The organism is Shewanella psychrophila (assembly GCF_002005305.1).
Lineage (GTDB): Bacteria > Pseudomonadota > Gammaproteobacteria > Enterobacterales > Shewanellaceae > Shewanella > Shewanella psychrophila.
The window spans coordinates 6,073,208-6,093,020 of sequence record NZ_CP014782.1 but is presented as its reverse complement, the minus strand read 5'-3'; the positions used below and the strand labels follow the sequence as shown (position 1 = coordinate 6,093,020).

The 19,813-nt window shown below is 43.4% G+C and carries 21 protein-coding genes; 13 read left to right on the top strand and 8 right to left on the bottom strand.

Translation table 11 applies throughout. From position 1 onward, the window contains the following. Positions 1 to 89 precede the first annotated feature (89 nt). Positions 90 to 2,621 carry a penicillin-binding protein 1A gene (locus tag sps_RS26660; RefSeq protein ID WP_077755270.1) on the bottom strand — a complete coding sequence of 844 codons (2,532 nt, stop codon included), beginning with the start codon at positions 2,619 to 2,621 and terminating at the stop codon, positions 90 to 92. A 186-nt stretch (positions 2,622 to 2,807) separates the two neighbouring features. On the opposite strand from sps_RS26660, the gene sps_RS26655 reads away from it, so the two are divergent. The 9 genes from sps_RS26655 to sps_RS26615 all read left to right on the top strand — a co-directional run bounded on the left by sps_RS26655 (position 2,808) and on the right by sps_RS26615 (position 11,832). After that, positions 2,808 to 3,887, top strand: coding sequence for a pilus assembly protein PilM (locus sps_RS26655; RefSeq protein WP_077755269.1), 1,080 nt, complete (start codon positions 2,808 to 2,810; stop codon positions 3,885 to 3,887). Continuing rightward, on the top strand, positions 3,875 to 4,450 hold the full coding sequence (locus tag sps_RS26650) for a PilN domain-containing protein (RefSeq protein WP_077755268.1): 576 nt from the start codon (positions 3,875 to 3,877) through the stop codon (positions 4,448 to 4,450). Before sps_RS26655 ends, sps_RS26650 begins: the two co-directional genes overlap by 13 nt. After that, on the top strand, positions 4,447 to 5,064 hold the full coding sequence (locus sps_RS26645) for a type IV pilus inner membrane component PilO (protein WP_077755267.1): 618 nt from the start codon (positions 4,447 to 4,449) through the stop codon (positions 5,062 to 5,064). Before sps_RS26650 ends, sps_RS26645 begins: the two co-directional genes overlap by 4 nt. A 3-nt stretch (positions 5,065 to 5,067) precedes the next feature. Continuing rightward, a complete protein-coding gene (locus tag sps_RS26640) occupies positions 5,068 to 5,583 on the top strand; it encodes a pilus assembly protein PilP (RefSeq protein WP_179948433.1) in 516 nt (171 codons plus the stop codon). A 21-nt stretch (positions 5,584 to 5,604) separates the two neighbouring features. Then, positions 5,605 to 7,650 carry a type IV pilus secretin PilQ gene (locus sps_RS26635; protein ID WP_077755265.1) on the top strand — a complete coding sequence of 682 codons (2,046 nt, stop codon included), beginning with the start codon at positions 5,605 to 5,607 and terminating at the stop codon, positions 7,648 to 7,650. A gap of 219 nt (positions 7,651 to 7,869) precedes the next feature. Beyond that, a complete protein-coding gene (gene aroK, locus sps_RS26630; protein ID WP_077755264.1) occupies positions 7,870 to 8,385 on the top strand; it encodes a shikimate kinase AroK in 516 nt (171 codons plus the stop codon). 8 nt (positions 8,386 to 8,393) lie between these two features. Then, a complete protein-coding gene (aroB, locus tag sps_RS26625) occupies positions 8,394 to 9,470 on the top strand; it encodes a 3-dehydroquinate synthase (protein WP_077755263.1) in 1,077 nt (358 codons plus the stop codon). 18 nt (positions 9,471 to 9,488) lie between these two features. Beyond that, entirely contained in the window at positions 9,489 to 10,943 is a 1,455-nt protein-coding gene (locus sps_RS26620) for an ATP-binding protein (protein ID WP_077755262.1), read from the top strand. A gap of 49 nt (positions 10,944 to 10,992) precedes the next feature. Continuing rightward, positions 10,993 to 11,832, top strand: coding sequence for a Dam family site-specific DNA-(adenine-N6)-methyltransferase (locus sps_RS26615; RefSeq protein ID WP_077755261.1), 840 nt, complete (start codon positions 10,993 to 10,995; stop codon positions 11,830 to 11,832). Positions 11,833 to 11,887: 55 nt separating this feature from the next. Here the strand turns inward: sps_RS26615 and sps_RS26610 are convergent, their stop codons facing one another. Beyond that, on the bottom strand, positions 11,888 to 12,073 hold the full coding sequence (locus sps_RS26610; RefSeq protein WP_077755260.1) for a DUF2970 domain-containing protein: 186 nt from the start codon (positions 12,071 to 12,073) through the stop codon (positions 11,888 to 11,890). An 11-nt stretch (positions 12,074 to 12,084) separates the two neighbouring features. Next, positions 12,085 to 12,438: a hypothetical protein gene (locus tag sps_RS26605; protein WP_077755259.1), complete on the bottom strand. Its 354-nt coding sequence runs from the start codon at positions 12,436 to 12,438 to the stop codon at positions 12,085 to 12,087. Between the two features lie 207 nt (positions 12,439 to 12,645). On the opposite strand from sps_RS26605, the gene rpe reads away from it, so the two are divergent. From rpe to trpS, 3 genes are read left to right on the top strand one after another with little or no spacing between them, the layout of a single operon-like run. Then, positions 12,646 to 13,320 (top strand): ribulose-phosphate 3-epimerase, encoded by a 675-nt coding sequence (rpe, locus tag sps_RS26600; RefSeq protein WP_077755258.1) that lies wholly within the window; start codon positions 12,646 to 12,648, stop codon positions 13,318 to 13,320. A gap of 3 nt (positions 13,321 to 13,323) precedes the next feature. Beyond that, complete coding sequence (locus tag sps_RS26595; RefSeq protein ID WP_077755257.1) at positions 13,324 to 14,031, top strand: phosphoglycolate phosphatase; 708 nt, start codon at positions 13,324 to 13,326, stop codon at positions 14,029 to 14,031. Further along, positions 14,028 to 15,035 carry a tryptophan--tRNA ligase gene (trpS, locus tag sps_RS26590; protein WP_077755256.1) on the top strand — a complete coding sequence of 336 codons (1,008 nt, stop codon included), beginning with the start codon at positions 14,028 to 14,030 and terminating at the stop codon, positions 15,033 to 15,035. Before sps_RS26595 ends, trpS begins: the two co-directional genes overlap by 4 nt. Positions 15,036 to 15,301: 266 nt before the next feature. Here trpS and sps_RS26585 read toward each other — a convergent pair whose 3' ends face one another. After that, on the bottom strand, positions 15,302 to 16,063 hold the full coding sequence (locus sps_RS26585) for a substrate-binding periplasmic protein (RefSeq protein ID WP_077755255.1): 762 nt from the start codon (positions 16,061 to 16,063) through the stop codon (positions 15,302 to 15,304). A gap of 87 nt (positions 16,064 to 16,150) precedes the next feature. After that, complete coding sequence (locus tag sps_RS26580; RefSeq protein WP_077755884.1) at positions 16,151 to 17,032, bottom strand: LysR substrate-binding domain-containing protein; 882 nt, start codon at positions 17,030 to 17,032, stop codon at positions 16,151 to 16,153. Between the two features lie 125 nt (positions 17,033 to 17,157). Here sps_RS26580 and sps_RS26575 point away from each other — a divergent pair, with 125 nt between their 5' ends. Then, complete coding sequence (locus sps_RS26575; protein WP_077755254.1) at positions 17,158 to 18,078, top strand: DMT family transporter; 921 nt, start codon at positions 17,158 to 17,160, stop codon at positions 18,076 to 18,078. 109 nt (positions 18,079 to 18,187) lie between these two features. On the opposite strand, the gene sps_RS26570 is transcribed toward sps_RS26575, so the two are convergent. The 3 genes from sps_RS26570 to sps_RS26560 form a co-directional block, all read right to left on the bottom strand. Further along, positions 18,188 to 18,757: a BON domain-containing protein gene (locus tag sps_RS26570; RefSeq protein ID WP_077755253.1), complete on the bottom strand. Its 570-nt coding sequence runs from the start codon at positions 18,755 to 18,757 to the stop codon at positions 18,188 to 18,190. A gap of 31 nt (positions 18,758 to 18,788) precedes the next feature. Continuing rightward, the gene (locus sps_RS26565) at positions 18,789 to 19,379 is read right to left on the bottom strand and encodes a phosphoheptose isomerase (protein ID WP_077755252.1); all 591 of its coding nucleotides are present in this window, start codon (positions 19,377 to 19,379) and stop codon (positions 18,789 to 18,791) included. A 78-nt stretch (positions 19,380 to 19,457) separates the two neighbouring features. Further along, positions 19,458 to 19,808, bottom strand: coding sequence for a YraN family protein (locus sps_RS26560; protein ID WP_077755251.1), 351 nt, complete (start codon positions 19,806 to 19,808; stop codon positions 19,458 to 19,460). Positions 19,809 to 19,813 lie beyond the last annotated feature (5 nt).

Here is a 19,813-nt window from a genome sequence, read left to right as displayed (position 1 = left end):
TAATTTGTAAGATATAAAACATAAAAAAGCGCTATTGAGTGTATTCACTCCATAGCGCTTTTTATTCTGTGTAGAGTTAATTCATCCGTTTATTGGAATAGCTCTTCGGTAGAATCCTCGAGGAATATATCGTTTGATTCATTGGTCTCAGTGGCAAATTCTTTTGGCTCCGTTCCAGAAACAAAATACTCGAACTTACTAGTGTAATCGGTTTTTCTGGTTAATTTTCCCGTGGCAAGGTCTATTCTGACGGATATAATGCCTTTAGGAGGCGTCGTTGGGACTTCGGGCGTCCCGGCGAGTGCATCCTTCATAAACTCATTCCAACCTGGCCCTGCCGTTTTAGCTCCAGCTTCAGCGGCTGAGATCTGATCTTTTGCACCATTGGCATCCCAGCTGGTTCTACCTAGCTCCTTACTGTGATCGTCGAACCCCACCCATACAGTGGTGGCCAGTTTAGGATTGAAGCCACTGAACCAAGTATCCCTTGATTCATTGGTTGTACCTGTTTTACCAGCAATATCATGTCGTTTAACCACACGTGACGCTCGCCAAGCTGTACCGTTCCAACCGGTTCCCTTGCTCCAGTTTCCGCCGCCCCAAATTACACTCTTCAAAGCTTCCGTAACCAAGAATGCGGTTTGTTCAGAGATTATATGCTCGGCGTAACGAGCATCAGGACCACCACAAATTGCATTATCTGTAACCTGCTCTGCCTGCTTAAACTCTTCAGCCATAGCGGCAAAGGGATCATCACTAATAGGCGCTAGAGTCTCTGTATTAGGTGTGCAGGCTAAAGTTGGATTTGATTCTTCAATCACGTTGTCGTAGGAGTCTTCAATTCGTTCTATAAAGTAAGGTTCGACCTTATAGCCACCATTAGCGAAAGTGGAGAAAGCCGTGACGACCTGTAGAGGTGTGACAGAGTTCGAACCCAGTGCAATAGACTCGTTTCTAGGGATATCTTCACGCGTAAAACCAAATTTGACTAAGGTATCAATAGCCTTGTCGAGGCCAGCATAACGCATGGTTCTCACTGACATGACGTTGATGGATTGAGCTAGCCCTACACGTAATCTAGTCGGTCCTGTGTAACGATCTGGTGAGTTCTTAGGACGCCATGCGGTGCCTTGTCTGGTATCTGCATTATTGATAGGTGCATTGTTAATGAGTGTCGAGAGGGTATAACCTTTCTGAATTGCAGCCGTGTAAATGAAGGGTTTAATATTCGAGCCTAACTGACGCTTTGCCTGGGTGACACGGTTATATTGACTTGTGTGAAAACTGAAGCCACCAACTAATGCTTGTATCGCACCATTATGTGGGTCGAGAGATACTATGGCACTGGATACAACGGGTATCTGGGATAACTGCCAGAAGTCACCGTTATTGCGTAACCAGACCTGTTCGCCAACTTTTAGCACTTGCCCTGCCGTTTTAGGCGCTTTTCCTTGTCGTTTATTGCTGATGAATTTTCGAGCCCATTTCAAACCTTGCCAATCCACTTGAATGGTATCACCTGAAGAGATAAGCAAGGATGCACTCTGGTCTTCGATACTCATGACCGCGGCGGGCATCAGGCCTTGGAAAGCCTGAGTTTGTTTTAGTCGTGTGAGTATATGGGAAGTCTCGAGTGGGGTATCAGTCCATAAAACATCGGTAGCACCACGGTAGCCGTGTCTTTGATCGTAGGAATACACGTTATTCCTCAGTGCATGCTGAGCGTCTAACTGAAGCTTGGAGTCTATGCTGGTGTAGACATTATAGCCACCGGTATATGCCTCTTCTTCACCCAATTTATCTACCAGATAATCTCTAGCCATTTCGGAAATATAGGGGGCATATAAGCTGATTTCTGCACCATGATATTTTGCCGATACGGGGGCTTGAATAGCATCAGAATATTGCGCTTGAGTAATATTCTGTTTCTCTAACATACGGCTCAATACCCAATTGCGTCGATCGACTGCTCGACTTGGGTTTCGGATTGGATTCGCTGCTGATGGTGCCTGAGGGAGACCGGCTATCATGGCCATTTCTGGTAAGTTAAGTTCTTCCAGCTCTTTACCATAATAAACTTGTGCAGCTGCCCCTACACCATATGCACGGTTTCCTAAAAAAGAACGGTTCAAGTAAAGCTCTAAAATTTGCTCTTTCGATAGTGCTTTTTCTATTTTAATCGCTAGAAATATTTCTTTAACTTTTCGTATATAGGTCTTTTCACGAGAGAGGAAGAATCCGCGTGCCACCTGTTGTGTGATAGTACTGGCTCCTTGGCTTTTCTTCCCTGTGGTTATCAGAATGATAGCTGCTCGAGTGATACCAATAGGATCTATGCCGTGATGTTCGAAAAAGCGGGCATCTTCAGTGTCTAAAACAGCATCGATAAGTAATGACGGAACATCCTCAAAGGCTACAGGGATACGTCTTTTCTCGCCAAATTGTGAGATCAGTTTTCCGTCACTGCTGTAGATGCGTAAAGGCGTCTGTAGCTTTACTGTCTTCAGTGTATTTACGTCAGGAAGATCGGGCAACACATAGAAATATGCTCCAGCAATAGCGCCTATTCCTAATAGGGTTAAACTAAAAAGAGCGATAACAATACGTTTAAACCACTTCACCAGATAATTCCAATATTTATAGCAGGGACAACAGTATATAAGGGGATAGCCCAATGGTGAAGTTAAAAATAGTTGTCAAAAAAATGGCAATTGTAAAATCAAGAAACATTCTGTACAAATACCGATAACGAGTTGATTTTGTGCTAATCTAATTCCTGAACAATAACAAAAAAGTGACAATTGACTATGCTTTCGAAATTATGGAAGCGTCAGGCTCCGCAGATGGTTGGGATAGATGTTGGCTCCCACGAAGTTAAGGCGATACTGCTGAGCAAGACGGCTGACGGTTATAAAATTGTAAGCCATGCGGCAGTGCCTGTGAAAAAGGGTGCAGTGACTGATCACGAGATCAGAGATAACGATGCAATTACCGAGTCATTGAGGCAAGTTAAACGTAGCCTACCTAAAGGTGCTAAATTTGCTTCTGTGGCTGTATCAGGGTCTGCAGTGATGACAAAAGTCATTTATATGGATGCCAGCCTGAGTGAAGAGGAGATGGAAGCTCAAATTGATATCGAGGCGGATAATCTCATTCCATATTCCCTAGATGAAGTGAGTATTGACTTCGAAACCTTGAGTGTGAATAGCACTGACCCCACAAAAGTCGATGTCTTATTGAGCGCGTGCCGCACGGAAAATATCGATGCTCGTGTCGATGCTTTAGATAATATTAATTTAGAAACTAAGGTGGTCGATATCGAAGGCTATGCTTTAGGCCGCTCATTTGAACTTGTTGCTGCTCAATTGCCTGGTGAGGTCGACAATAAGGTGGTTGCACTTGTCGATATTGGTGCAAACATCACCACCTTCGCAGTCGTTGAAAATGGCGAAACAAGTTTTATTCGAGAGCAAGCATTCGGTGGTGAGCAATTTACTCAGTCGATACTCTCATTTTATGGCATGTCCCATGAGCAAGCCGAAAAAGCTAAAGTTGAGGGAGATCTTCCTCGCAATTACATGTTTGAAGTCCTATCACCATTTCAAACGCAATTACTGCAGCAGATAAAGCGAACACTGCAAATTTACTGTACTTCAAGCGGTAAAGATAAAGTCGATCATATTGTATTATGCGGCGGTACTTCTAAACTTGAGGGTATGGCTAATCTGCTGACTAATGAATTGGGTGTTCATACCATCATAGCGGATCCGTTTCAAGGGTGTTTACATGCCGAGGATGATGTGAAAAATAGATTACAGCCTAATATCAGTAAATACATGGTGGCTTGTGGGTTAGCGCTGAGGAGTTATTCTCAATGGCGAACATAAACTTATTACCTTGGCGTGAAGAAGCGCGCGAGAAGCAGAAAAAAGACTATATCGGTATCTTGGCTTTGGTTTTTTTGGTGTCCTCTCTCGTAGTTTATCTGTCGCTTGGTTTTGTCGATATGATGACAGACAATCAAAAATCCAGGAATGCCTACTTACAATCTGAGATTAGCCTTTTAGAAAAACAGATCGCCGAAATTAAAGAGATAAAAACTAGAAAGAAAGATATCGAACGGCGCACCGAGATTATTTTGAACCTGCAACAATCAAGAAACTTACCTACCCATGTCCTGGATGAATTAGTCAGGATTGTACCGCCTGGGATCTATCTTTCCAGTATCGAGAAGAAGGGAAGTCTGTTGTGGATTGAAGGGCGAAGTGAATCGAATAACAATGTCGCTAACATGATGAGAAAAGTAAAAACCTCAATGTGGCTACATAATCCAAATATGCAGTCTATTGTTGCTCAAAATCTAGAGCTGAGGCAGTTACAACGATTTAGTCTAAAAGTAACTATCAAAGAACGAGACCAAACTGAAGTAGTACAAGGAGCGAGTAAATGAACCTCGATCTGGAGCAGTTTAATGATATTGACTTTGAGAATTTAGGTGGCTGGCCGCCACTGGTAAAAATTGTATTTGCAGCTTTACTAGCCGTCTGTATTTTTGTCGCCAGTTATTTTTTGTTTATTTCGGATACGATCGACCAGTTAAGTACAGAGCAGAGAGCCGAGGTGAGCTTAAAGAACGACTTTAAGTCTAAGTACCAACTGGCAGCAAATTTGAAGCTCTATCGAGAGCAACTTGCAATAATGGAGATTCAGTTTGCGGAACTTCTTAAAATGTTACCTTCACAGAATGAGATGCCGGGACTGGTCGATGATATTACTTTTGTAGCAACAGACTCTGGTTTGAGGATAGATAGCTTAGATTGGCGTGAAGAGATACAAAGGGACTTTTATATTGAGTTTCCAATCAGCATGTCGGTGAGTGGTGAGTATCATGAGCTAGGTCAGTTTGTCAGTGGTGTCGCTAAATTGCCACGTATTGTGAGCTTACATGACTTTGTAATCAAAAAAACTGATGACGGCACCTTAGGTATGGAGATACTCGCTAAAACATACCGCTTTAAGGAAGGGGCTGATTTGCCACCAGAAGATAAGAAGGGGGCTAAGTAGATGATGAGACTCCTTCCTTTGGGCCTTTTTATATTACTTTTAACTGGTTGTGTTGGTGACCGAAGCGATCTTGAATTATTTGTCACGACGACTAAGGCACAACATGTTGCTCATATACCAAAATTAAAAGAGACGCCTAAGTTTGAGCATTTTGTTTATCAAGCGGATTTGATACGTAGCCCATTTGTGCCTCCTTCGAGGGAGCTAACGGCAGAGATCATAGATACGACAAAAGATTGTCTGCAACCGGATCTTGAGAGGCGTAAAGGGCGTTTGGAAACCTATCCGCTGGACAACTTAATGATGCGTGGGACATTGAGTGAAACAGACATCATCTGGGCATTAGTTGAGACCAATGATGGTAGCGTTTACCGCTTGGGAATTGGTGAGTATTTAGGACTTTATAATGGGCGTATTGCTAAAGTTACTCAGCAAATGGTCGAAATAATTGAATTAATACCAGACGGTTCTGGTTGCTGGACTGAAAGGTTAAGCAACATGGAACTTACTGGCGAATAACAAGCGAAGGATGAGGGAATAATGGAATCTTCTGCCGCGATAAAAAACGTTTTTAATAAATCTTCTCTTTTTAGAGCTCTTAGTGCTTTTGTATTAATTGTTAGTTCCTCATGCGCTGCGGCCGAAAACCGCCTGATGGATGTTAAATTCCACTCAGTTGTCGATCATCAATTAGAATTGCAATTAATCTTCGAACATGAAGTGATGGCGCCTGAAATCGATCTCAATGCATCACCGGCTCAAATAATCTTAGGTTTTAGTGACAGTATCTCTGCCTTAGAGAAAGAGGTCATGCCAATAAATACTGTTGGAATTGAGAATATCACTGTGCGCCAAGTTGATGGCAAGATGAGGGTGATGGTTGCGCTGAATAAGGTCAAAGCTTATAAGGGTAAACTCCAAGGTAATACCTATAATCTGACGATAAATGATGAAGTTGCCGATCGTAATGCGACGACAAAAAATCCATTTATTAACGGGATTAAAAATATTGATTTTAGACGCACTTCTGAAGGTGGTGGAGAGTTATTGGTTAAGCTCAACAATAGCTCGGTGGCGGCAAACGTGAAGCAGGTTGGCTCTAAGCTAGAATTACAGCTTTATAATACCGACATAAGTTCAGATCTCTTGTATGTGATGGATGTTCAAGACTTTGCAACTCCGGTGCGTAGCTTCGAAACCTTCAAAGAAGAACTAACTACGCGAATACTTATCGATGTCTCAGGCCAATATGAATATAACTATAAACAGGAAGGCAGTGTGTTTCGCCTCAGCGTTAAGAAGGCTGAGAAGCTAGCGGTAATAAAAGAAGAGAAAAAGTATGATGGACGTTCACTCTCTTTAAACTTCCAAAGTATCTCGGTGAGAACTGTATTACAGATCATCGCAGATTATAACGATTTTAACTTAGTCACCAGTGATACCGTCGAAGGTGATATTACCCTGCGTCTGGATGATGTCCCCTGGGATCAGGCTCTGGATCTTATCCTACAAACAAAAGGACTGGATAAGCGCATCGAAGGTAATATTCTTATGATAGCGCCAAGTGAAGAACTAGCGATTCGTGAGAGCCAGCAGCTAAAAAATCAGTTGGAAGTGAAAGAACTTGCACCTCTATATACGGAATATTTGCAGATAAATTATGCAAAAGCATCTGATATCGCTGAATTATTGAAGGGTGAAGATTCGAGTTTGCTGACGTTACGGGGAAGTGCATCAGTTGATGAGCGTACCAATACCTTATTAGTAAAAGATACCGAAGAGACCTTAGAGAATGTACACAGGCTAATTGAGGTACTGGATATTCCTATTCGTCAGGTACTCATCGAAGCTCGAATGGTGACAGTGAAAGATAATGTCTCTGAAGATTTGGGTATTCAGTGGGGTATAACGGATCAGCAAGGTGACAGAGGTACTTCGGGAAGTTTGGAGGGGGCGCAGAGTATTGCCAATGGAATTATTCCAGCTCTTGCTGACAGACTGAACGTCGCCTTACCGGCACCAGCCGGAGCTGCAAGTATTGCATTTCATGTCGCCAAGCTTGCAGATGGTACCATTCTTGATATGGAGTTGAGTGCCTTGGAGCAAGAGAATAAGGGGGAAATCATCGCTAGCCCGCGTATCACCACTTCGAATCAGAAGGCGGCATACATAGAGCAAGGTGTTCAAATTCCTTATGTTGAAGCAAGTTCGAGTGGTGCCTCAACCGTGCAATTTAAAAAGGCCGTATTGTCTTTACGAGTAACACCGCAAATCACCCCGGATAATCGGGTAATATTGGATTTAGAGATAACTCAGGATTCAAAAGGTGAGGTTGTTGCTACAGCATTAGGTGAAGCGGTTTCAATTGACACTCAACGCATTGGAACCCAGGTGCTGGTGGACCATGGTGAGACAATTGTCTTAGGTGGTATATATCAACAGAATTTGATCAGTCGCGTGAGTAAGGTGCCAGTACTTGGTGATATTCCTTTTGTAGGCTTCCTGTTCAGAAGTACTTCAGACTCTAATGAGAGGCAAGAGCTTTTAATTTTTGTCACGCCAAAAATAATCTCTGAAGATCTATAATTACACATATAAACAATTGGATAGCCAGCACTTGAGTGCTGGCTATTTTATTGGTGAAAAGACTAATTTTATAATATGTGCGTTCATGGCTTGCCTTATGTGGGGTTTAGCTGAGATAATCCGCGGTCAAGTCTCATTAGAGCAAGGTAACATTTTAGGTCGATTTTATTTTTCGAATCGACGTCGGCAAACTTCATATAAGATTCAGACGTAATAGCAATGGCTGAGAAACGTAATATTTTTCTAGTAGGCCCTATGGGGGCTGGTAAAAGCACAATAGGCCGTCATCTAGCACAGATGCTGCACTTAGAGTTCCACGATTCAGATCACGAAATTGAGAAGCGCACTGGTGCTGATATCGCGTGGGTTTTTGATGTCGAAGGTGAAGAAGGTTTTCGCGTTCGTGAAACACAGGTCGTCGCTGACTTAACTGAAAAACAAGGTATTGTTTTAGCGACTGGCGGTGGTTCTATTCAGAGTAAAGAGATACGTAATAACCTCTCTGCTCGTGGAATCGTTGTCTATCTAGAGACCACAATTGATAAGCAAGTCGCTCGCACACAGCGAGATAAGCGTCGTCCGCTGTTACAGGTTGACGACCCAAGAGAAGTCCTTGAAAGCCTGGCTGCTACTCGTAATCCTTTGTATGAAGAGATTGCAGATGTCATCGTTAAGACCGATGAACAGAGTGCGAAGGTTGTGGCAAATCAAATCATCGAACAGTTAGGTTTCTAGGCGGAAAAATGAAGCAGATTCAGGTTGAGCTAGGTGTAAGAAGTTACCCCATTGTTATTGGCCAGGATTTGTTGACTTGTAGCGAGCATTTTGCTCGCTTCCTCCTAGGTAAAAAAATTCTAATTGTTACGAATGACACTGTAGCACCTCTCTATTTAGAGTCGCTACAGTCTCTTTTATCTGATTTTGACTGTGTTGAACCTGTCATATTACCCGACGGTGAGCAATACAAGACATTAATTCAGATGGATGATATTTTTACCTCTTTATTACAGCAAAACTTAAGCAGAGACACTGTTCTCGTTGCCTTAGGTGGAGGTGTGATTGGCGATATGACTGGCTTTGCTGCTGCGAGTTATCAAAGAGGTGTCGATTTTATTCAAGTACCCACTACACTTCTTGCTCAGGTTGATTCATCTGTTGGCGGTAAAACAGCGGTTAATCATATCTTAGGTAAGAATATGATAGGTGCTTTCCATCAACCTAAACTGGTGTTGATAGATACCAACTGCTTAGACACACTTCCCTCTCGAGAATTTGCTGCTGGTATGGCTGAAGTCATCAAGTATGGAATTATCTGGGATGCTGAGTTTTTTCAATGGCTAGAGAATAACGTTTCTCAGTTAAAGTCATTGGATAAAGAGTCACTAGAGTATGCCATAGCTCGATGTTGTGACATAAAGGCAGATGTAGTTGCCCAGGATGAAACGGAGAGAGGAGTGCGTGCACTGCTTAATTTGGGTCATACCTTTGGTCATGCCATAGAAGCTGAGATGGGTTACGGTGTTTGGTTACATGGTGAGGCGGTCTCTGCTGGCACAGTACTTGCTGCTAATACTGCAAGTCGGATGGGATTGATCGATGAGTCAATTGTTTGTCGAATAATTAAATTATTCCAGGCATTTGATTTGCCTGTTACCCCTCCAGAGTCGATGGATTTTGGACAATTCATCAAGCATATGCGGCGTGATAAGAAGGTACTTAAAGGTCAAGTTAGACTTATTCTTCCTGAAGCAATAGGTAAGTCAGGAGTATACAGTAACGTGACCGATGAGATACTGGAACAGGTTCTTAGCTGCCCTTAGATTTTATGTGGTGTGTGAGTGACTGTTAACGACTCGATTTTACTTCCTAGCCAAGAGACCTTAGTACAGAGGTTGCAACATGTTAGCCTCTATGGTCAACAGATGATTGTTGTTACCGGAGGGCGTGGCTCAGGAAAAACAAGACTAATAACTTCACTGGTTAATGAACTGGAAGAGTTTAGCTCCGCACTAATCACTTGCCCCAAGCATTGTGATAGTAGTGAAATTCGTCGAAAAATGTTAATTCAGTTATTTTCAGAGCCAGTCTTTGATGATGAAATCCCTCTACCTGAAACTATCCTCAGACTCGCTTCATCTATGCCACAAGCGTCTTTTATTGTGCTGGACGATGCTCATTATCTTCCTATGGAACTCCTTGCTGAGTGCATAGTACTGAGCCAACTAAGGTTAACCGGAAAAACAATCTCCTTGACCTTGACCTGTGATCAGCGTTTTTTCGATGAGCTCGAAAATCAACTACCTGAAGCCCAGAAAGAATCACTACTATCGATCAATATCGATCCACTCTTGATACAGGAGCGTGAAGCTCTGTATTACACCTTGTTGAGTCGTAGCGATCAAGATCCCTTTACTCCGCGAGAAATAGTTAGAACTCAGCTAGAGAAGCAGGCGGGAATGCCCCAAGAGGTAGTGAATTTATTAGAACTATCTCTCAATGGACTTACTGAAAATGCGGTTGCAATTAAATGGTACAAGCCTGTGATATCAGGGGGGGTAATATTATTAACCTTGCTACTGGCCAGTTATTTTCTGTTTTCTCCTTCAGAAATGAGTGGTACATCCAGCGCCGATCGAACTGTCATTGAGCATAATAATAGTAAGCCTTTGCCTTTGACTCTGTACGGTGAGCGAGTTTTAGCCGGTTATTTTGTTTTGCATCATAGGCTGGCAGAGGCTGGAGACCCCCTGACTCCTGAGTCTGACGATCTAACTGGGCTTATTACTGAATCACTGGAGGGGGATGGCTCTGAGGTTCAAATTAAAAGCTCAGAAGAACAATCGCAAGGCTTTGCTATAAGCAAAGTCGATATCGAAGGGAGCAGTGAGGTCGAGGAATCCTCGGTGGAAACCTTTCAAGGGTTAGAGGAATTTGAGGCAACAGAGATTGAGGTTAGTGAACTTGGGGAGGCGGAAGATAATTTGCCCATTGAGGGAGTGAACGAAAAGTCCACTCTAACTGGATATACACTTCAACTCGCAAGCGTTAGAAAGCTTAAATCTCTCAATAATATCTTAGAGGAGTTAGAAGGCGAGCAGGATATTCAGCTTGCTCGTCATAAAGATCGTTGGATAATTCTGCTTGGGCACTTTAAAACCCCTGCTGCTGCCAATAAAAAATCCACTGGGTTAATGCAAAAGTATCGATTGAGCTCCCCCTGGATCCGAGCATGGAAAGATTTAGTCGAATATGAGTTAGAAGAAGGGCTTGATGCTAATGATATTCCCCACTAAACAGAGTACAATCGTCACCTTCTTTTTTCATAGCAATCAATCAATTTAGATGAGCAAAAAACAGAGAGCCTTTCTCAAATGGGCTGGTGGAAAATTTAAACTGATTGAGGCACTCTCGAAGCATCTTCCTGAGGGAGATCGTCTGGTAGAGCCTTTCGTAGGTGCAGGATCAGTTTTTCTTAATACTGATTATGCTAGTTATCTACTATGCGATATTAATCAAGATCTTATTAACCTTTATAAGATAGTTCAGACCGAACCTGATAAATATATAGCCGCAGCGAAGGCCATGTTTGTTCCTGAAATGAATGACAAAGAAGCTTATTATAAGGTGAGGACGGAGTTTAACCTCACCAAAGATCCTTTCATTCGCTCAGTTTACTTCCTCTATATGAACCGTCACGGTTTCAATGGCTTGTGTCGTTATAATCGAAAGGGGGGGTTCAATGTACCTTTCGGTTCCTATAAGAAACCATACTTTCCCGAGAAAGAGCTGCGAGCTTTTTCAGAGAAAGCACAAGGTGCAGAGTTTAAGTGCATAGGTTATGAGGAAGCATTCGAACTCACGACTCAAGGTGATGTAGTGTACTGCGATCCTCCATATGCCCCATTGTCGTCTACGGCGAGCTTTACTACCTATGTAGGCGCTGGATTCTCCCTTGATGATCAGGCCTTGTTAGCTAGAAAGTCGAGGCATACGGCTATCGAACGAGGCATTCCTGTATTGATTAGCAATCATGATACTCCTCTCACCAGAGAGTTATATCACGGAGCGAATTTGGATACGATTAAGGTGCAGAGAAACATAAGCCAGAAAGGCAGTGCCAGAAAGAAGGTTGATGAATTGATGGCCTTGTACGATGATCGCTATCACAGTGAGAATGACTAGTTTTGATCCTGTCTAGTTAGGCAAGAACAGCTGGGTTGAGAGTAAAATTCGAAATCTAACTCAGTACTTGCTTAACGATGAAGATCAGTGAAAGTACCAGCGTAATTGCTAAGATAATTCCCATAATAATGAAAGGTAGAGGTGAGTTACTTTGGAAGTCTCTCTGTCGATTTTCCTCGCTCTGAACACCCAAGAAAGCCGCTAAGGTACTCATAAAAAGTCGAAAGAGATTAGTCAACACAGCCGAGGATGCTAGAAGCTATGTTGTTTGCTGTTTGCCGGGGTGACATCATCGAGTGGACTATCACTATGTCCGTAGAGCAACTCCAACAGATCGACAAAATGTAATTGGTTAGAGCGACTCTTGCCTGTAAACCAAGTGCCCCAGCTCAGATCTTCTGTCTGACGTGCGCAGCGGTTATTAGGATGGCTGGCTGGTAAAGAGGAGTTATAGTTAGAAGTTGAGCTACTGCAAACACAAGCCGAGGCTGATTCGGAAGCCGAAAGACTCTGAACACTCATAGCAGTAAAAGCAATCACACATGCGGTAATGGCCAAGACACTAGCGGATTTGAGACTCGCTGTGACTTTTTTTCCCTTTTCCATCTTATTTCCCTTTATTAAACAGCCCTCGCAGGTCGTATTATTATAGCAAAGTAGATTGTATTTTGAACATATTTCGAAGTCGTTTGATAATATCATATAAAGGTATGACTTTTTGGGAATGATCTTGTTTAATTGCACATCGGCTCTAGAGGCTTATGTCTGTAGAAGGTAGAATAGCGTACTTCTTAGACACTGTATGAGTTTGCTATGCGCCCTTTTCTTATTGCTCCCTCTATTTTATCTGCCGATTTTGCCCGTTTAGGCGAAGATGTCGATGCTGTTCTCAATGCCGGTGCCGATGTTGTTCATTTTGATGTTATGGATAATCATTATGTACCGAACCTGACAATAGGTCCTATGGTATGTAAGGCATTGCGAGATTATGGTGTAACCGCCGAGATTGACGTGCATCTGATGGTTAAACCTGTGGATCGTATGATTGTCGATTTTGCTAAAGCAGGGGCTTCGATCATCACATTCCATCCGGAAGCGACTGAGCATTTAGATAGAAGTCTTCAATTGATCAAAGAGTCAGGCTGTAAGGCCGGTCTGGTGTTTAATCCCGGGACGCCATTACATTGTCTGGATCATGTGATGGACAAACTCGATGTTATCTTGTTGATGTCAGTTAACCCTGGTTTCGGAGGACAATCTTTTATTCCTTCTACACTGGATAAGTTGAGACAGGTTAAGAAGCTTATCGAAGCTAGTGGCTATGACATAAGGCTCCAAGTCGATGGTGGCGTAAAAGTTGATAATATTGCAGAAATTGCCGCAGCGGGTGCCGATATGTTCGTCGCTGGCTCTGCTATTTTTAATAAGCCTGATTACAAAGAAGTTATCGATGATATGCGCAGCGAACTCGCTAAACTTGAGTCTTAAATTATGACTTGCTGGAAAAATATCAAAGCGATTGCATTCGATCTAGATGGCACACTTATCGATAGTGTCCCGGATCTCGCAGCAGCCACTCGGGCGACTTTGTCAGATCTCGACTTACCAGGTTGCACTGAAGAACAAGTGCGCAGCTGGGTTGGGAATGGCGCTCAGGTGTTAATGAGCCGAGCACTAACTCATGCTCTGGCTCGAGAAGTCTTGCAGGATGAGTTAGATAATGCCATGCCCAAGTTTATGCATCACTACCAAGATAACCTGCAGCAACATAGTCAGCTCTATCCATGTGTGAAAGACATTTTAGCGCAATTGACATCTCTTGGTTTTCCTCTGGCTATCGTTACCAACAAGCCCTATAGGTTTACCATACCCTTGCTGGAAGCATTTGGTATCAGTCACCACTTCTCCCATATTCTAGGCGGTGACTCTCTAGCAAGAATGAAACCGGATCCCATGCCATTAACTCACCTATTATCTCATTGGCAACTAATGCCCGATGAACTCTTGATGGTTGGGGATTCGAAAAATGACATTTTAGCCGCAAAAGCCGCTGGTATTACCTCGATAGGCTTGACCTATGGGTACAACTACGGTGAAGATATCGGGCTAAGTGACCCTGATGCGGTCTGTGAGCAATTTAGTGAAATCATGGCGCTGGTAAGCAGTAGCCTCAAAGCAACGGAGCAAGAAAACGTATGACTAATCCCGCAAAACCCATAGTACTCAGCGGTGCACAGCCGTCTGGAGAGCTAACCATAGGCAACTACATGGGCGCATTGAAGCAGTGGGTTGCTCTGCAAGATAGTCATGACTGTCTCTATTGCGTCGTCGACTTGCATGCCATTACAGTGAGGCAAGATCCTAAAGCGCTAAGAGAAGCCTGTTTGGATACCTTGGCTTTATACCTTGCTTGCGGCGTCGATCCTAAGAAGAGTACGGTATTTATTCAGTCTCAGGTTCCTCAGCACACTCAGTTAGGTTGGGCGCTGAATTGCTATACCCAGATGGGTGAGCTGAACCGTATGACTCAGTTCAAAGACAAGTCGCAGAAGCATGCCAGCAATATCAATGTGGGTCTGTTTGCCTACCCAGTCTTGATGGCTGCCGATATTCTTCTGTATCAAGCCAACGAGATCCCTGTGGGTCAAGATCAAAAGCAGCATTTAGAACTGACACGTGATATCGCGACTCGTTTCAATAATGCCTACGGCGATACTTTCACCATTCCAGAGCCATTTATTCCTGAGCTTGGTGCTAAGGTGATGTCGTTGCAAGATCCGGTTAAGAAGATGTCTAAGTCTGACGATAACCGTAATAACGTTATTGGCCTGCTGGAAGATCCTAAGAAGATCATGAAGAAGATTAAGAAAGCGATGACAGACAGTGATGAGCCGCCTGTGGTACGTTTCGATACCGAGAACAAACCAGGCGTATCTAATTTATTAAGCTTGATGTCTGGTGTTACCGGGAAGAGTATCGCTGGTCTCGAAGCTGAGTTTGAAGGCAAGATGTACGGTCATCTAAAAGTTGCCACGGGCGAAGCCGTGGTTGAGATGCTAGAGCCGCTTCAGGCGCGTTATCGTGAATTCAGAGAAGACACTAGTTTCTTACATCAAGTGATGCAAGAAGGTGCCGAGAAGGCTCAGGCTCGCGCCGAAGTTACTGTGAAGAAGGTCTATGAGAAAATAGGTCTTATTGTTTAGTCAAACCTATTTTCAGAGACGTTAAGCTTGTCTATGCTAATCTTATAAAGCGAGTAAACCAGTAGCTAGCACTACTGGTTTTTTATGCATAATTTGCCGTTAGGCTAATCCAGTCTCTGTCACACTTCAATCTCTCCTATTTTCTAGCTTCTACTTGCAGAGTATGAAGTTCATCTCATATATTGCAGGGTAAGTCGTGCCGATACTGTTAGGATAAAATCTGTATAATTTCATCAGATGAAGTTGTTTTATTTTACCGATTGATATTATTGGGTAGTGAATTGACAGGCTTGGGTATGTTGATTGAACTTAGGTAAAAATTGTGGGTGCTGCTTGACGAATTCATGGCCAAAGTAGATGCCTAGTGGCAGTGATTTATTGGGAATAAGACTAAACTGTTCAGGGGGGATACCTAACTTGTCTAGGGCTTGTTTGAAGAGCAGTCTATTATCCATCATAGCCTCGATTTTTCCTTGTTGAAGCAGGGATATCAACTCTTCAATTTTGGCACTTTGATGTATCACCTTGTAGTGATTTTCTAACAGCCAGTGAGTCGTGTTTGAGTATGGTCGACTACCAAATGTAGCATCACTAAATTGATGTTTTTCAGTGCGTAATCGAGGGGATGATGCTAGCTGATAGAAGTCCCAATCTTGTTGTATAAAGGGGGTAGAGAAGGTGGCATATCCGTCTCTTGTAGTATTTTTTGCCGCAGAAAAAAATGCGTGGTACTTTCCTGTTTCAACGCCTTTCTGTGCTCGGCCCCAAGGAAGAAAAATCAACCTATACTCTTTATTTAATTTATCCAATACACATTTTAGCGCATCAATAGCATGACCCTTTTCCCCTTCATCTGTTAGCATTTGGTAAGGAGGCCACTCCTGGGTCGCAATAAGTAATGGGCCTTCATTTATACCATTGGCTGATGCGCTGGTACTGAATTTTAAAACAAGAAAAACTATCGCGATACTCAGCACTGCTGTTGTGATCGTAGTCTGAAGGAAAAGCTTAATGGATTGAGTATTCATTGTGTTAGCTATGCCAATATCGCGCGAATGTATGGTGTTCCATTATAATTTTAGTGTAGAGATCCCCCTTGTCAAAGTGAGCTTCATTTAACTATGACTTTGTTGACTTAGCCAGTTAATGAAAGCAGCAATGGCAGGCTCCTTTATCCTGTTTTTTTTGCAGCTAAAGTTAAACTCAAATCCTGTATAGATATCCGGTAGTTTCGGGCTAATAAGTCGGCCATCGGCAATATCTTTCATCACCATAAAATCTGAGGCTAGCGCAACCCCCTGTCCGGCAATCGCAGCTTCTATAGCAAGTAGAACATGGCTGAAGATATGCTCTTGCTGCGAGTCAGGAAATGACACTTTATTTTCTAATCCCCAACGTTGCCAGTCGAGTCCAAGCGGTCCCTCATCTACGGTAAGTAGTGGATATTTGAATAAGGATGTGACTTCAGCTGATTCACTTCTTTCGAAAAGCTCAGGACTGCATACTGGAATTAGCCGCTCCTGATGGAGGAGGAGATGCCAGAAACCAGGGTAACCACTCTGGCCACTGATAAACATATCGGCAACACTATCGGACAGTTCAGGATCATCTGTGATCATGTTGAGGCGTATTTTTATCTCTGGGTATTGCCGCCTAAAGTCGCTGAGGCGTGGAATTAACCACTTAACGGCAAACGAGCTATAGACTGCGAGCCTGAGATCTTGGCTATAACCACCGGATATCTTTTGGTTTAATCTACTTAAACTATCAAAAATATGACTCAGCTCCTGATAAAGTACTTTTCCTTTCAATGTAAGCTTCAACTGCCTTCCTTCGCGGTTAAACAGTTGCTCAGAAAAATGCTCTTCAAGGACGCGTACCTGGTGTGATACGGCGCTCTGAGTTATACACAACTCATCGGCGGCGCGGGAAAAGTGCTCCTGCCTGGCGGCAGCCTCGAACACCTGAAGCGCACGTAAAGGCGGAGTTTTACGCATATGTGAGTCCGGGAAAATGATCTTATACATGAATCTAATTCATATAAGATGAGAAAGCATCATTTCAGGTTAAGTTTCTGTCTCGTTAATATGCTCCATTATAGATATTTAACTTGAGAATTAATATGAAATCAACTGTCATGCTGGCACTAGGCTTGCTCATTGGGGGCAATGTGTTTAGCGCGCTCTATGATGTGTCCATAAAATGGCTTCCCGATGAGGCAAGTGCCGCGACTTTCCTTTTAGTCAGACAGGTGACATCAATCATGATGCTATTACCTTTATGGTTTGTTCTGGGTAAGCCTAAATCCTGCCATGTAAAGTTACATTTGGTTAGGGCAAATATTGGTGCTGTTGGGGCATTGTTGCTGATTATGGGTCTTATGTCACTGCCACTCGCCACGGTAAGCTCACTATTTTATACGGCGCCGCTGATGATAGTTTTGATGGGCGCCTTATTTTTAAAGGAGAGAATAGGGCTGATATCTAGCATCTCTAGTGTATTGGGGTTTCTCGGCATACTCATCATACTAAGACCGAGTGAGATGAACTTATTCGGCATCTTGGTTCTGGCTGCTGCGCTGACATTTGCAATAAATCAGCTATTGCTGAAGAAGCTATCGGGAAGTGAATCGCCTGTGGTGACGCTCATATTGTATAACCTACTCAGTGTCCCCTTGGTGTTAATACTCGTGTCCTATCAAGGAATATCGGGCCTCAGTTGGACTCTTGTGAGTATTGCTGTTGTTAGTAATTTTTTCTTGCTCCTGTACCAATGGTTGAGTGTTTTAGCCTATCGACGGGCTAAGGCGAGTGAAGTGGCTATTGCCGAATACACAGGTTTAGTTTTTTGTGTCTTCTTTGGTTGGCTGTGGTTTGCTGAGTGGCTAGATGGGCTGAGCTGGCTGGGAGCTGGATTCATAGTTCTACCATCTCTCTTATTGCCTTGGTTATTTTCAGGGGTCAGCAAGCGTCAAGTGACGGCTCGTATAGGCCAGTTTTATCCGAGTCATAGAATGATCAAGAGAGTGAGGCTTGAAAGGTAGTAATTAAGAAGGGTAAAGGGATCTGGAGATTCAACTCCATTGGTGGTCATTCTATCTTAGTCATAGAATGACCAAGATAGTGAGGCTTGAAAGGTAACAGTTAAGGGAGCTAGGGATCAGGAGATTCAAATACCTTGACGACTTTACGGACACCGGCGGTATTTCTGGCCACATCAACTGCTAGCTCAGCTTGATCTCTGGCTACGACACCGAGCAGGAAGACCTCGCCGTTTTCCGTAATCACCTTGATGCGTGTCACATCCAAATTGTCGGTATTTAACATCCGACTTTTTACTTTGGTGGTGATCCAGGTGTCATTACTTCTGGTGGTGAAGGAAGTAGGGTTGCCTATGCGGATTTGATTGTGGATCTTACCGCCGAGTTGCAGCTCCTGTACGGCACGGATTGCCTTGTCCCTCAACATGGAGTTGGGGGATTGGCCAATCATCAGGGTGTTACCGTTCATTACCACACCGGTAATGTTGGCCTGGTTTTTTACATCTTCAAGCTTGGCCAATTCGCTGGATATCTGAAAGTCGGCATTAGTATCGCCGAGTTGGGTCTGAAAGCTCCGCTCATCGTTGACCATCATGGCACCGCCGACCGCACCGAGCATCACGGCACCGGCACAGCCTTGTAGCATGAGGACTACAGCCATTAGAGGAAGTAATCGTTTCATGCTATAAACCTTTGAATTGGCGGTTTTTGCATTACTGCTCATCCTGTGGAAAGAGAGTGCGATCGATATTGTCACACAGGCAGTGAATGGCAAGCAGGTGAACTTCTTGGATACGAGCCGTGCTGTTTGAAGGCACGCGAATTTCCACATCGTTGATACTGAGTAGACCCGCCATAGGGCCACCATCTTTACCCGTCAGAGCTACGATAGTCATGTCTCGGCTTAACGCTGCTTCTATCGCTTTAATCACATTTCCTGAGTGACCACTGGTGGAGATAGCCAGCAAAATATCGCCTGATTGTCCCAAAGCTAAGATCTGTTTGGAGAAGATTTCGTCATAGCTGTAGTCGTTGGCAATGGCTGTAATAGTTGACGTATCGGTTGTCAGTGCAATCGCTGGTAAAGGTGGGCGCTCAACTTCGAAGCGGTTTAAAAGCTCGGCTGAGAAGTGTTGTGCATCTCCAGCGCTACCGCCATTACCACAGGCCAAGATCTTGTTGCCGGCCAATAGGCATTGAACCATCATCTGTGCCGCTTTCTCGATTGATTCAGGCAGAGCCTCTGAGGCATCAATTTTGGTTTGAATCGAATGAGTAAAGCTATCTTTAATACGTTCTAACATGTGTAAATCCTTAACCTTAAGATCTGCTATCATGCCATAAGTTGTCTTTTACTCACGGCATGAAACATTAAATTTGTTTTAAAATGCGTTCTTTAACCAGTCTAACTGCCCTGCATCTATGGCGATAAGATCAAAACGACAGATCACATCAATTTTTTTTATTTGCATATAATGCTCGGCAGAGCGCCTGAGCCTCTGAATTTGTTTCTTGCTCAAGGCATTGACTGCACCACCAAAATGGCTTGTTGAGCGATACTTTACTTCGACAAAGATAAGTTCCTTGCCTTGGCGCATGATGAGATCTATCTCACCAAAAGGATACCTAATATTCTGCTCGACAAAGATTAGCCCTTGTTGCTCTAAATATTTTCTGGCTTGGTTTTCACCAAGCTGGCCATGTTCACGTGGAATATGATGCTTATCGTCCATTATTC

Bases quoted from the DNA above. Each gene is read 5' to 3' on its own strand.
- sps_RS26655 (WP_077755269.1), top strand. From the start codon at position 2,808: ATGCTTTCGAAATTATGGAAGCGTCAGGCTCCGCAGATGGTTGGGATA.
- sps_RS26650 (WP_077755268.1), top strand. From the start codon at position 3,875: ATGGCGAACATAAACTTATTACCTTGGCGTGAAGAAGCGCGCGAGAAG.
- sps_RS26645 (WP_077755267.1), top strand. From the start codon at position 4,447: ATGAACCTCGATCTGGAGCAGTTTAATGATATTGACTTTGAGAATTTA.
- sps_RS26640 (WP_179948433.1), top strand. From the start codon at position 5,068: ATGAGACTCCTTCCTTTGGGCCTTTTTATATTACTTTTAACTGGTTGT.
- sps_RS26635 (WP_077755265.1), top strand. From the start codon at position 5,605: ATGGAATCTTCTGCCGCGATAAAAAACGTTTTTAATAAATCTTCTCTT.
- aroK (WP_077755264.1), top strand. From the start codon at position 7,870: ATGGCTGAGAAACGTAATATTTTTCTAGTAGGCCCTATGGGGGCTGGT.
- aroB (WP_077755263.1), top strand. From the start codon at position 8,394: ATGAAGCAGATTCAGGTTGAGCTAGGTGTAAGAAGTTACCCCATTGTT.
- sps_RS26615 (WP_077755261.1), top strand. From the start codon at position 10,993: ATGAGCAAAAAACAGAGAGCCTTTCTCAAATGGGCTGGTGGAAAATTT.
- sps_RS26605 (WP_077755259.1), bottom strand. From the start codon at position 12,438: ATGGAAAAGGGAAAAAAAGTCACAGCGAGTCTCAAATCCGCTAGTGTC.
- rpe (WP_077755258.1), top strand. From the start codon at position 12,646: ATGCGCCCTTTTCTTATTGCTCCCTCTATTTTATCTGCCGATTTTGCC.
- sps_RS26595 (WP_077755257.1), top strand. From the start codon at position 13,324: ATGACTTGCTGGAAAAATATCAAAGCGATTGCATTCGATCTAGATGGC.
- trpS (WP_077755256.1), top strand. From the start codon at position 14,028: ATGACTAATCCCGCAAAACCCATAGTACTCAGCGGTGCACAGCCGTCT.
- sps_RS26585 (WP_077755255.1), bottom strand. From the start codon at position 16,063: ATGAATACTCAATCCATTAAGCTTTTCCTTCAGACTACGATCACAACA.
- sps_RS26580 (WP_077755884.1), bottom strand. From the start codon at position 17,032: ATGCGTAAAACTCCGCCTTTACGTGCGCTTCAGGTGTTCGAGGCTGCC.
- sps_RS26575 (WP_077755254.1), top strand. From the start codon at position 17,158: ATGAAATCAACTGTCATGCTGGCACTAGGCTTGCTCATTGGGGGCAAT.
- sps_RS26570 (WP_077755253.1), bottom strand. From the start codon at position 18,757: ATGAAACGATTACTTCCTCTAATGGCTGTAGTCCTCATGCTACAAGGC.
- sps_RS26565 (WP_077755252.1), bottom strand. From the start codon at position 19,379: ATGTTAGAACGTATTAAAGATAGCTTTACTCATTCGATTCAAACCAAA.
- sps_RS26560 (WP_077755251.1), bottom strand. From the start codon at position 19,808: ATGGACGATAAGCATCATATTCCACGTGAACATGGCCAGCTTGGTGAA.